This window comes from Streptococcus varani, from assembly GCF_001375655.1.
Lineage (GTDB): Bacteria > Bacillota > Bacilli > Lactobacillales > Streptococcaceae > Streptococcus > Streptococcus varani.
Map to the genome: position 1 here is coordinate 302,271 of NZ_CTEN01000002.1, position 12,235 is coordinate 314,505.

Consider the following 12,235-nt stretch of genomic DNA (forward strand, 5'->3'; position numbering starts at 1 on the left):
TGGAGCCTTTTTGAGTGTATACAAAAAGTCCCATATGACCTATAATGAAAAGCGACAAAACCATCATTTTAGAAAGACTCATATGGAACAATTTGATTTTATCACAAACTTACTTGGAATAAAAGACCCTAATATCACCATTTCAGATTATGTGGACGCTGGAACTCATAAAGAAGTCATCGCTAAACTTGACTATCCGGCTCCTAAATGCCACAACTGTCATGGTCAGATGGCTAAATATGACCTCCAAAAAGAATCTAAAATCCCCTATCTGGAATGTGCTGGATATAAGACCTTAATTCGTTTAAGGAAACGTCGTTTTCGTTGTCAGGATTGCGGAAAAATAGCTGTCGCAGAAACTTCTCTGGTCAAGAAGAATCATCAAATACCAGCTATTGTTAACCATAAGATTGCTCAAAAGCTGATTGAGAAAGCTTCTATGACAGACATCGCTGAATGCTTGGCCGTATCCACTTCAACAGTCATTCGCAAACTCAAGGAGTTCCAATTCAAGACTGACCTAACTTGGCTCCCAGCTCACATGAGCTGGGATGAATATAGTTTCAAGAAGGGCAAAATGAGCTTCATCGCACAAGATTTTGACTCGCTTACTATCTTAGCTATTCTAGATGGACGAACACAAACGACCATTCGCAATCACTTCCTCCGCTATTCCAGACAGGTGAGAAACCGAGTCAAAGTCATCACTATGGACATGTTTAGTCCTTACTACGATATCGCTAAAAAATTATTTCCAAACGCTAAAATTGTCCTCGATCGCTTTCATATCGTCCAACATATGAGTCGGGCCATGAACCATCTGCGCATCCAAATCATGAAGCAGTTTGACAGAAAATCTCATGAATACAAGGCGCTAAAAAGCTACTGGAAACTCATTCAACAGGATAGCCGTAAACTCAGCGATAAACGCTTTTATCGCCCTACTTTTCGGATGCATTTAACCAACAAAGAGATTCTTAAAAAACTACTTTCTTACTCGCAGGAACTTCGAGAACACTATGAACTTTACCAACTATTGCTTTTTCATTTTCAAAAGAAGCAAGCTGAACATTTCTTTGACCTCATTGAGGAGCTGCTTCCCAGCGTAAATCCCATCTTTCAAACTATTTTTAAAACCTTTTTGAAGGATAAGGACAAGATCATTAACGCATTAGAACTCCCCTATTCAAACGCCAAACTAGACGCTACTAACAACCTCATCAAAGTCATTAAGCGTAATGCCTTTGGTTTCCGGAACTTTGACAACTTTAAATTAAGAATTCTCATCGCTTTGAACATCAAAATGAGCTTCATCGCACAAGATTTTGACTCGCTTACTATCTTAGCTATTCTAGATGGACGAACACAAACGACCATTCGCAATCACTTCCTCCGCTATTCCAGACAGGTGAGAAACCGAGTCAAAGTCATCACTATGGACATGTTTAGTCCTTACTACGATATCGCTAAAAAATTATTTCCAAACGCTAAAATTGTCCTCGATCGCTTTCATATCGTCCAACATATGAGTCGGGCCATGAACCATCTGCGCATCCAAATCATGAAGCAGTTTGACAGAAAATCTCATGAATACAAGGCGCTAAAAAGCTACTGGAAACTCATTCAACAGGATAGCCGTAAACTCAGCGATAAACGCTTTTATCGCCCTACTTTTCGGATGCATTTAACCAACAAAGAGATTCTTAAAAAACTACTTTCTTACTCGCAGGAACTTCGAGAACACTATGAACTTTACCAACTATTGCTTTTTCATTTTCAAAAGAAGCAAGCTGAACATTTCTTTGACCTCATTGAGGAGCTGCTTCCCAGCGTAAATCCCATCTTTCAAACTATTTTTAAAACCTTTTTGAAGGATAAGGACAAGATCATTAACGCATTAGAACTCCCCTATTCAAACGCCAAACTAGACGCTACTAACAACCTCATCAAAGTCATTAAGCGTAATGCCTTTGGTTTCCGGAACTTTGACAACTTTAAATTAAGAATTCTCATCGCTTTGAACATCAAAAAGAAGAGAACCAAGTTGGTCCTCTCCAGGTTATGACTTTTCAGCAACCCACTACAGTTGACAAAGAGCCAATATGATTTGCTATTTTGCTTTTCTTTATGCTACAAATTCTCAGCTACCGCTGCCAAGAGTTCTTGAATCTTGCTAGCATCTGAACCGCCGGCCATAGCCATGTCTGGTTTACCACCACCACGCCCTGCGACGATTGGAGCGAGAACCTTGACAAGGTTACCAGCATGAGCCTCTTTAGACTTGCTCGCAACAAGGACATTGACCTTGTCACCGATTGCTGCTACAAGGACCAAAACATCTGAGTAGTCTTTTTGTTTCCAGTTATCTGCAAAAGTTCGAAGGGCACCTGCATCTGTCACCGAAACTTGGCTAGCAATGTAACGCAAGTTGTTGGCTTCCTGAACATCCTTGAAGACATCACCAGCTGCAGCTGCCGCTGCTTTTTCTTTGAGTTCTGCCACTTCTTTTTGCAATTCACGAACGTGCTCTGTCAGAGCAATAACCTTGGCTGGAACATCTTTTAGTTGAGGTGCTTTCACAGCTTTAGCCACTTCCTTAAGAGCATCCTCTTGGGAACGATAAGTTTCAAAGGCTTGTTGACCTGTCACTGCAAAGATACGACGAGTTCCTGATCCAATCCCTTCTTCTTTCACAATCTTGAAGAGACCAATTTCAGAGGTGTTAGCAAGGTGAGTACCCCCACAAAGTTCGATGGAATAATCACCAATTTTCACTACACGGACATTCTTACCATATTTTTCACCGAAGAGAGACATAGCCCCCATTGTTTTAGCTGTATCAATATCTGTTTCAACAGTTTCAACAGCCAGATCCTGCCAAATCACTTGATTAACTTCTTCTTCGATGCGACGGAGTTCATCTGCAGTTACTGCTTCAAAGTGAGTGAAGTCAAAACGAAGAACCTCTGCATCATTGAGGGAACCAGCCTGCGTAGCATGTTCCCCAATCACATGGTGAAGAGCTGCATGAAGCAAGTGAGTGGCTGTATGATTTTTCTCCACTGAACGACGACGCTTGCTATCAATCTCTAGGGTATAGTTTGTACCGACTGCTAGACTAGCCAAGACATCAACTGTATGAAGGGCTTGGCCATTTGGAGCCTTTTGAACATCTGTGACACGCGCCACAATATCGCCCTTGTCATTTTTAATGACACCGTGGTCAGCAACCTGTCCACCCATCTCAGCATAGAACGGTGTTTTCGCAAAGACAAGAAGAGCTTGCCCTTCAGAAACAACTTCTGAGCGCTCATTGTCCGTGATGATAACAGAAAGCGTGCTATCTAAGACTTCATTGTAGTACTCAAAGACAGAAGTTTCCACAATTCCAGCAAGGGTTTCATTTTGCATGCCCATAGAGCCGCCTTTAACGACACTGGCACGCGCACGGTCTTGCTGCTCTTTCATAGCGGCCTTGAAGCCATCATGGTCAATCTTAAATCCTTGATCTTCAGCCATTTCTTCTGTCAATTCAACTGGGAATCCGTATGTATCGTAGAGCTTAAAGATATCTTTTCCTTCAAGAGTATCCTTACCAGCAGTCTTCAAATCAGCTAGAAGCGAGTCCAAGTGACCGGATCCAGCATCGATGGTCCGAGCAAAGGTTTCTTCTTCGCGTTTGACGATTTTCTCGATAAAGTCGCGTTTTTCAAGTACCTCTGGGTAATAAGATTCCATGATTTGGCCAACCGTTACCACCAATTTGTAAAGGAAGGTTTCATTAACGCCCAAACGACGGCCGTGCATAACAGCACGACGTAGGAGGCGGCGAAGTACATAGCCGCGACCTTCATTTCCTGGAAGAGCACCATCACCGATAGCAAAGGACAAAGCACGAATATGGTCAGCAATGACCTTAAAGCTCATATTATCACCATCTGGATCATAAGTTTTTCCAGAAAGTTTCTCCACTTCACGGATAATAGGCATGAAGAGGTCTGTTTCAAAGTTAGTTTTTGCCCCTTGGATCACTGCCGCAAAACGCTCCAAACCTGCGCCCGTATCAATGTTCTTGTTTGGTAATTCCTTGTATTCAGAACGTGGCACTTCTGGATCTGCATTGAATTGAGACAAGACGATATTCCAAATTTCGATGTAGCGGTCATTTTCCAAGTCTTCTTCTAAGAGATGAATGCCTTGGTTTTCTGGATCGAATTCAGGACCGCGGTCAAAGAAGATTTCTGTATCCGGACCTGAAGGACCCGCACCGATTTCCCAGAAATTTCCTTCCAAAGGAATCAAGTGACTTGGATCCACACCACAAGCAATCCATCGGTTGTATGAATCCATGTCAGCCGGATAATAGGTCATGTAGAGTTTATCTTTAGGAAAATCAAACCATTCTGGACTGGTCAAGAGTTCAAAAGCCCACTCAATGGCCTCATCACGGAAGTAATCCCCGATAGAGAAATTGCCCAACATTTCAAAGAGAGTATGGTGACGAGCTGTTTTACCGACATTCTCGATATCGTTGGTACGGATTGATTTTTGAGAGTTCGTAATCCGTGGATTTTCAGGAATAACAGATCCATCGAAATATTTTTTAAGTGTTGCAACACCAGAGTTAATCCACAACAAAGTTGGGTCATTGACTGGCACAAGATTTGCAGAAGGCTCCACAGCGTGCCCTTTTGATTTCCAGAAATCCAACCACATTTGACGGATTTGAGCAGAAGACATTTGTTTCATAATATAAGATATAGAGTCCGACCGTGATTGGATAGAAAATTAGGAGTCTGCCGACAGATGCTTGCATCTTAGAAAGACTATCTATTTTCTGATAATCACAGGACGAATTCAGTTCCTTTCTTTAAATAATAAGTAGTTATAAGAATAATAAACAAAACTTGAAAGATACCAAGGGACGTTTCGGCTTCCCGAAAATTTCTGTAGAAAAATAGGGAACCTGACGCAGGCGATAGACGCCTAGGAAGATTTATCTTTTTTCTTAAGAAATTAGTCCCGGGTTCAGTTAGACTAACTAACCAAACTTCCTTTCTTTAAATATTTTTTGTAAGTTGAAAGAAATCAGAAAACGACAATCACAGGACGAATTCAGTTCCTTTTAATTTTTAGTGACATCGTATCATTTAGCTACCTCTGGAGGTACCACCTTCCATTTCTTTCACACAATCAATAGCCACGACGAGAGAAATAACGAGATCAGAGAGTGCTTCCTCATGAACTTCAATATTGTATATAGAGGATACATTTAGCCATTCTTGCGAAATTTTAGCCAGAACTTTATCTTCTTGAATCAGGTTAAAGTCCATATCCCAGAGATCGCCTTGAATAATCATATTCAAATTGTCAATATGGTAGCGAGGCTTTAAAAGAGTCATATCCTTGCGCAGAATAAAATCTTGTCCACAGGCCAAATGTACTTTGAACTTGGGCAAAAAACTAAAAAATTCCTTTTCTATCTGACTGACTAAATTGCCTTCCATATCCTTAATACTATAGGTCTTGGGAATGTGTAAGAAACTCCCCATAACCTGATAGTTGGGGATCCCAAACTCATCAGAGATGGTGAAGTGACCGCCTAAGGACCACATTTCTTGTTTTAGTTGAAAAGCCTTCATGATCACCTCCAAAAAACAAAGACAAGCCCAGTCAACGAAGGGCGAGTTTTCCGCGGTACCACCTTCATTTCATGAACTTGTCATCTCATTTTGTTTATTCGATTGTAGCATTAAGGAGCGAGTCTTCCTAATTGTCCATGGCTCGCAGCAACCGCCATTTTTCTGAATCCAATCATTGAAAAACAAATCTTAACACTTAATTATACTGATTTTTATAGCCTAGGTCAAGTCTTACTTGTCAGATTTCTCAGTTGTAGGTGCTTCTGTAGTTGCTGATTTTTCACCAGTTGAGATATATTGTGAGAGAACATTTTGGAAAGCTTGATCTTTTACTTTTACATTAGCATCCTGAAGAGCTTTTGAAACAACACCTGTGATGAACTCAGAATCATGTTGTTTAGTTGATACGATTGAATCTTTCAAGACATCTTTGTAATCTTCCCACTTGTCAGATTTCTTTGTCTTACTATCCAATTTAACGATATAGTAGTCTGCCTTATAAGTAGCCATATCAACAACAGGTACCAAAGCTGCTCCAACTTGCCCTTCATCCAAGGAGAAGATAGCTGTTTGAACCTCTGTCGGAACCTCAGTGGATGTAGAATCAAAAGTTACTTTTCCACCATCCTTAGCAGTCGCATCTGCTGAGTTATCCTGAGCTAATTTTGCAAAATCAGCGCCTTGCTCTTGGGCCTTAGCAAGAATTTCTTTGGCTTTTGCTTCATCTGCTAACTTAATAATACGAGCTTCAACTTTTGGAGTGTATTTCTCGAAGGCAGCCTTGTAGTTTTCATCTGTCAACTCTTTTTTCGCTGCTTCTTCGACTGCATACTCAACCAATTTATTGGTACGGATTTGTTCTTTGTAGCTTTCTTTTGTCAAACCAGCTGATGCCAGTGCTTGATCAAATTGATCACCGTACTGTTTAGCCATGTCATTATATGCTTCATCAACCTCTTTAGAAGAAACTTCTTTACCATACTTTGCGTCAAAAACATCATTGATGACCATTTGAAGGAGGACTTGTTGTGCTGCTGAATTGTGTTTTACTTCTTCATAAAATTCTGATGAAGTGATAGTGCCGCCTTTCATGGAAATAATGTCTTTACCAGCGGAACCTGAACATGCTGCTAAAGTCGCTGCTGCTAAAAGTGTTACTGCACCTGCAATGATTTTTTTAGATTTCATTTTTAAATTGATTCTCCTTTTTTCCTTAACTTTGGTATTATACCATAAAAGCTTAAAACTTGCTTAAATTTCTTTGATTTATAGGCTAACATTAGCGACATTTTTTCGAATCATGAGCAAACCATCGCTCATGGATACCAAAGAGGCCGTCAAGTCTGGATTGTCTAAAGTCGCATCGAAAAGTCCCTGTAGCCCGCGATAAATGGTCCGTTGTCCTCGTCTGACTTCCATTATATCCCTTGCCACATCACCGCCTTGAAAGATATCATCCAGAATGATTAAGCCACCAACTTTAAGTTTTTTCAAAACCTCCGGAAGAAAGACGATGTATTTTGATTTAGCCGAATCCATGAAGACAAAATCAAAATGATTATCCGGCAGTTGAGGAAGAACTTCTAAAGCATCTCCTTCTAACAGTTCAATCTGCTGTCGACTATCAAACTGAGCTAAATTTTTTCTGGCAAAAGAGAGCATTTCATCGTTTCGTTCGATAGTCGAAATCTTTGAGTGTGGACTATTTTCAGCCATTAAGAGAGCTGAAAAACCAATAGCGGTTCCGATTTCAAGAATATTTTCGGGTTGCAAGGTCTGCATGAGAAGTCGAAAATAAGCTACTGTTTCATGCGGGATAATGGGAATATTTTCCTGACGAGCAAAGTCTTCTAATTCTTTTAAAAATCCTGTATTCTGCGCTTGACGAGTCCGCATAAAATCTACAATTTCTTCCTTGACAACAGGACGGCGCATATTGTGATTTGCGTTTTTACTATATGATTCAACCATGTCTTTTATTATAACCTGATTTACTTTCTTTTTCAAAACATTTTTCCTAAAACTAGAAATTTTCAAGTATATGCCTAATGAGCCAATTTATGATATGATGAAAGAAAATAAAATCTTGTTTTAGGGAGAGTTCTCATGAAAGCCACTCAGCGTCGACAAACCATTATCGAGATCTTAGGTAAAACTAGTCAGGCCATTTCAGCTAGTCAACTGGCTCATCAGTTAGGGGTGAGTCGCCAAGTTATTGTCGGTGATGTCGCACTCCTTCGTGCCAATAATCAGGACATTCTCTCCACCCCACGTGGTTACCTTTTAGCCAATAATCTTATATCTCACGACTACAAAGGAAAACTTGTTTGCTGCCATAGTCTAGAAGAGTCGCAAGATGAACTAAAACTAATTGTAGAGAATGGTGGTAGAATATTGGATGTCGAAATCGAGCACCCTGTCTATGGTATGCTGACAGCTGCTCTCAATATCTCCACTATAGAAGACGTACTGAATTTCGCAGAAAAAATGAACTCCTCCAAGGCCACTCTTCTCTCGAGTTTGACACAAGGCATTCATTTGCATACGATAGCTTGCCCATCTAAGGATATCTTTGATACGATTAAAGAAGCTTTAGATAATCGAGGATATTTAATGAAGGAAGAATAAACTACAAACAGTACAGGTGTCTTGACACCTGTACTGTTTTCTTTTATAATAGAAGTCACTAAAAGGAGTTCCAATGAAGAAGACAAGAAACAAATCAATGGCTTTTACGGCCATTTTAATCGCCTTTGGTATTTTGATTCCGATGATGATGCCGGCTAAGATTGTTATTCCGCCAGCTTCTTACACTCTGGCCAGTCATGTCACCATCTTTATGGCACTTTTCATCTCTTTACCAGTAGCTATCCTAGTAGCATTTGGAACGACACTTGGCTTCCTCCTTACTGGTATGCCCTTCCTTATTGTCCTGCGAGCTTTAAGCCACCTTCTCTTTGTACTTATTGGGGGACTAATCTTACAAAAATTCCCAAAACTCATAGATAAACCCCTTACACTAAGTCTCTTTGCAGTCATGATTAATCTCATCCACGGCATCGCAGAATTTGCTCTTGTCTACCTTCTGACAGTCACGACCACTACAGAAGCAGGCTATATCTGGACCATCTTAGGCTTGGTTGGACTGGGTACCGTAGTTCATGGTCTTATTGATTTTTACTTAGCCTACTACCTCTTCCGTTTCTTATCAAATAAGGTTGGTATCGATTTTTCTCTTAAAAAATAAACAATCAGCACTTCCACTCGAGTGCTGATTGTTTTTGATTCTTGAAAGCAACTAGAAAAAGTAAACGACTCTCATTATAGATGAACACCTTTTTCAACCAAGGCTTCCAACTCGGTCAAGCGAGCTTCGAAGACCTTGAAGGCATCGTTCAGATAATCTTCCTTGGTCATATCCACACCTGCTTTTTTCATGACTTCCAGTGGGTAGTCGGAGCTTCCTGCCTTGAGGTAATCGAGATACTTTTCCTTATCTTCTGGACTACCATTGACAATTTTGTCAGAGAGAGCTGAAGCAGCCGCAAAACCGGTTGCGTACTGGAAGACATAGTAATTGTAATAGAAATGCGGAATGCGTGCCCATTCAAATTGGATGAAGTAATTATCTTCCGCAGACAAACCATAATACTTCTCATTGATACCTGCATAGAGGTTGCTGAGGAAATCAGCTGTCAAGACTTGACCTTCCTGGTCTGCTTGGTACATAGCATGCTCAAACTCAGCAAACTGGGTTTGACGGAATACAGTGCCTCGGAAACCGTCCAAGTAATGGTTGAGGATAGCAAAGCGAACCTTGTCATCTTCTACTTCTGACAATAGTTTTTCTGTTAAGAGATTTTCATTGGTTGTTGAAGCAATCTCTGCCAAGAAAATTGGATAGTGTCCATACACATAGGGCTGATTCTCACGGGTGTACATAGAGTGCATGGAGTGTCCCGTCTCATGAATCAAGGTGTAGAGATTATCTAGAGTATCTTGCCAGTTGAGCAACATAAAGGCATTGGTATCATAAGCACCACCTGAGTAGGCACCTGAGCGTTTGCCTTCGTTTTCGTGGACATCAATCCAGTGTTCCGCAAAAGCTTGATCCACTTTTTTGCTATAATCGTCCCCAAAAATAGTGAGGGTATCTGCTGCTTTTTTCAAGCTATCCTCGTAAGTAAACTTATAGTCAGTAGATGATAGAGGCGTGTACATATCATACATCTTGAGGTCGTCAATACCTAAAAGTTTCTTGCGAAGATCAATATAGCGGTGCAAGAGTGGCAAGTGTTTATTGACAGCTGATACCAAGGTATCATAAACAGCTTCAGGTACAAAGTTGTGTGATAGGGCTGCATGGCGAGCAGAATTGTAGTTGCGCAAACGTGCTTGCAAATTATTGACTTTTACATTTGATTGCAAGGTTTTAGCATAGGTATGCTGGAATTGCTCATAGGTGCTATACATGGCTTCATATGCTTCTTCGCGCACTTCGCGGTTGCTTGATTCCATGAAGGAAATGTAATTACCATGTGACAAAGGTACCAAGTGACCCTCTTCATCCGCAATCTCTGGAAAACGGATGCTGGCATTATCCAAAAGTGAGAAAGTCTCGGACGGTGCTTCAAAGACTTCGCTGGTTGCTGCCAATACTTCTTCCACTTCCTGCGAAAGAACGTGATCACGATTGGACAATAATTTTTCCAATTGGAAGGCATACTGTTTCAAAGCAGGCTCTTCTTCCATGAAAGCTGTTAATTGCTCATCTGTAATCTTCAAAAATTCAGGTTCATAGAATGAGAAAGCCTGTGAGAAGAGTGAATATAGAGCTGTTGCTTTAGCCTGAAACTCTTGGTAGACTGCAACACGAGTATCTTGGTCATTCTTCATAGAAGCATAAACATAGAGTTTTTCGATGCGGCGGCTCAAGCCCAATTGAGTTTCGCTGATGTCCAAGAATGACTTAGCTGAATCCAAGAGATGGCCTGCTAATTCCTTAGCTTTTTCAACTTCAGACATCAAGTCTGCCAACTCAGCTTCCCAAGCTTCATCTGTCGCAAAAATAGTGGTCAAATCCCACTTGTATTTTTCTTCAATTTCTTTCCGTTCTTTGGTCATTGTATTTCCTCCATGCCTTTTATTTTACCATAAAAGCGCTTAATCTCCAAGATTTCCATAGTAGAAAACCGGGGGATAGACCATTTGTTCTTGCTTATTGTTTTGTTTTTCATAGTAATGGAAAAAATTCTTCTGGTAAAGTTCTACATCCTCTCGAATCTGAGCAAATCCGATGTTGGACTGAGGTGGACGAATCTGAGGGTAAAAATCATCCAAAGATTTGGTCAGTAGATTCTCCCCCTTTTCATAAGCCTGCCTTTGCTTCTCCATCCAAAGAGGCGTTTGATAATAAAGTTGTTTAGCAATATACATTTTTAGATTTTGGTCCAACTGGCCTTTAAAAAAAGATAAACTCTGTTTGGCATAGGGTTGGCGGAAAATAGCTACTAAACTGCCCTTGAAAAAAGGAAATGACTTGGTCAAATAATGAACTCGACCATGCCAATCCTCATGTATCAGGTAGTGTAGCCTGAGAAGCTTTCTCTCCAAATTCAATTCCCAGAGATGAAATCCCATGTTTTGACTAAAACGTAGAAACTGTTTTTGCAGAGAAGTCAGTCTATCCTTAAGCCAGAGGTCTCTACCTAAAAGCCAAATAACTTGATAGTCCTTGGCGTGATAAGATTGAGTCCGTTCTTGTAGCCGCGTAATTGAAAGTGGGGAGCACTGAACTTCTAGAGCTAGCTTTCCATCCACTAAAAGATCTGCAATCTGATTCAGTTCAGGCAAATGGGCTTCCATTTCGACTTGAGACTCTTTTTGCAACCAAGAATACAAAGAGGATTTGAGTTCTAAATGCTGTGCAGATTCATTCTCATGAAAGTAATGGCAGGCCTTGAGGCTGACATGGGCAAAATGCCTTCGCATAATTTTCCCGGCCTTGAGACGAACTTGTCCACCACAGCCAGGACAGTTGAAAGTATCCGATTTTTTGACTTCTTGCGTGAGTAGATTAATTAGTTGTGAATCTTGATTTAAGGCAGTTAGCATACGTCCTCCTTATCTTATCTATTCGTAAAATTAAGACAGAGGTGGGAAAAAATAGATAGCTTTCCCTGGTATTTAGGTAAAAAATCTATTAACTTTTTCCTTGAAAAAATCGAAATTGACTACCTCTTTTGTTACCATTTCTCTATCCAATAAAGCATTGTCTATTCTCGAATTACAATATCCTGATACTCTTTGAAAATCAACATTATAAGTGGTTCAAGCTCCTTGCCTACCACTCGATATATTTAGATCGCTTTGTCTGATTTTTGATTTTCTTTGATTACGAGAAAAAAATATTTGGGTTTGTCTATCTAAAAAGGTGCAGAAAAGAGGAAAGCAGTCCCGAGGCTACTGAAAAAGTAGAGAGTTTCAAAAAATAACAAAGACTTCTCTCTTAGAATAACCAAGGTAAAAAAAAAACGAATGAATCGTTATCGGAATTCTCTAACCCGAAACGATCATTCGTTTTTTAGTTGCTC

At 40.3% G+C, this 12,235-nt stretch carries 8 protein-coding genes and 2 pseudogenes; 4 read left to right on the forward strand and 6 right to left on the reverse strand.

Annotated features, from left to right (window positions below):
* Window positions 1-82: 82 nt before the first annotated feature.
* Together BN1356_RS12860 and BN1356_RS12865 are read left to right on the forward strand one after the other, a co-directional pair.
* Window positions 83-1,303 (forward strand): annotated as a pseudogene (locus tag BN1356_RS12860) (ISL3 family transposase); the annotation flags it as partial.
* A pseudogene (locus tag BN1356_RS12865) lies at window positions 1,301-2,065 on the forward strand (ISL3 family transposase); the annotation flags it as partial. The pseudogenes BN1356_RS12860 and BN1356_RS12865, both read left to right, overlap by 3 nt.
* Before the next feature lie 65 nt (window positions 2,066-2,130).
* Here BN1356_RS12865 and alaS read toward each other — a convergent pair.
* The 4 genes from alaS to BN1356_RS05105 all read right to left on the reverse strand — a co-directional run bounded on the left by alaS (window position 2,131) and on the right by BN1356_RS05105 (window position 7,613).
* Window positions 2,131-4,749 (reverse strand): alanine--tRNA ligase, encoded by a 2,619-nt coding sequence (gene alaS, locus BN1356_RS05090; RefSeq protein ID WP_093650321.1) that lies wholly within the window; start codon window positions 4,747-4,749, stop codon window positions 2,131-2,133.
* 401 nt (window positions 4,750-5,150) lie between these two features.
* On the reverse strand, window positions 5,151-5,642 hold the full coding sequence (locus BN1356_RS05095) for an LURP-one-related/scramblase family protein (protein ID WP_093650322.1): 492 nt from the start codon (window positions 5,640-5,642) through the stop codon (window positions 5,151-5,153).
* 231 nt (window positions 5,643-5,873) lie between these two features.
* Window positions 5,874-6,830, reverse strand: coding sequence for a peptidylprolyl isomerase (locus BN1356_RS05100; RefSeq protein ID WP_093650323.1), 957 nt, complete (start codon window positions 6,828-6,830; stop codon window positions 5,874-5,876).
* A 78-nt stretch (window positions 6,831-6,908) separates the two neighbouring features.
* Window positions 6,909-7,613, reverse strand: a complete 705-nt coding sequence (locus BN1356_RS05105) for an O-methyltransferase (RefSeq protein ID WP_093650514.1) — start codon at window positions 7,611-7,613, stop codon at window positions 6,909-6,911.
* A gap of 135 nt (window positions 7,614-7,748) precedes the next feature.
* Between BN1356_RS05105 and BN1356_RS05110 the strand changes: the two genes are divergently transcribed.
* Both BN1356_RS05110 and BN1356_RS05115 read left to right on the forward strand, forming a co-directional pair.
* Window positions 7,749-8,270, forward strand: coding sequence for a transcription repressor NadR (locus tag BN1356_RS05110; RefSeq protein WP_093650324.1), 522 nt, complete (start codon window positions 7,749-7,751; stop codon window positions 8,268-8,270).
* A gap of 73 nt (window positions 8,271-8,343) precedes the next feature.
* The gene (locus BN1356_RS05115) at window positions 8,344-8,889 is read left to right on the forward strand and encodes a hypothetical protein (RefSeq protein WP_093650325.1); all 546 of its coding nucleotides are present in this window, start codon (window positions 8,344-8,346) and stop codon (window positions 8,887-8,889) included.
* A 74-nt stretch (window positions 8,890-8,963) separates the two neighbouring features.
* On the opposite strand, the gene pepF is transcribed toward BN1356_RS05115, so the two are convergent.
* Both pepF and BN1356_RS05125 read right to left on the reverse strand, forming a co-directional pair.
* On the reverse strand, window positions 8,964-10,766 hold the full coding sequence (gene pepF / locus BN1356_RS05120) for an oligoendopeptidase F (RefSeq protein ID WP_093650326.1): 1,803 nt from the start codon (window positions 10,764-10,766) through the stop codon (window positions 8,964-8,966).
* Window positions 10,767-10,805: 39 nt separating this feature from the next.
* Window positions 10,806-11,756 carry a competence protein CoiA gene (locus BN1356_RS05125; protein WP_093650327.1) on the reverse strand — a complete coding sequence of 317 codons (951 nt, stop codon included), beginning with the start codon at window positions 11,754-11,756 and terminating at the stop codon, window positions 10,806-10,808.
* Window positions 11,757-12,235 lie beyond the last annotated feature (479 nt).

Excerpts from the sequence above, each read along its gene's own strand:
- alaS (WP_093650321.1), bottom strand. The coding sequence starts at position 4,749 with ATGAAACAAATGTCTTCTGCTCAAATCCGTCAAATGTGGTTGGATTTC.
- BN1356_RS05095 (WP_093650322.1), bottom strand. The coding sequence starts at position 5,642 with ATGAAGGCTTTTCAACTAAAACAAGAAATGTGGTCCTTAGGCGGTCAC.
- BN1356_RS05100 (WP_093650323.1), bottom strand. The coding sequence starts at position 6,830 with ATGAAATCTAAAAAAATCATTGCAGGTGCAGTAACACTTTTAGCAGCA.
- BN1356_RS05105 (WP_093650514.1), bottom strand. The coding sequence starts at position 7,613 with ATGGTTGAATCATATAGTAAAAACGCAAATCACAATATGCGCCGTCCT.
- BN1356_RS05110 (WP_093650324.1), top strand. The coding sequence starts at position 7,749 with ATGAAAGCCACTCAGCGTCGACAAACCATTATCGAGATCTTAGGTAAA.
- BN1356_RS05115 (WP_093650325.1), top strand. The coding sequence starts at position 8,344 with ATGAAGAAGACAAGAAACAAATCAATGGCTTTTACGGCCATTTTAATC.
- pepF (WP_093650326.1), bottom strand. The coding sequence starts at position 10,766 with ATGACCAAAGAACGGAAAGAAATTGAAGAAAAATACAAGTGGGATTTG.
- BN1356_RS05125 (WP_093650327.1), bottom strand. The coding sequence starts at position 11,756 with ATGCTAACTGCCTTAAATCAAGATTCACAACTAATTAATCTACTCACG.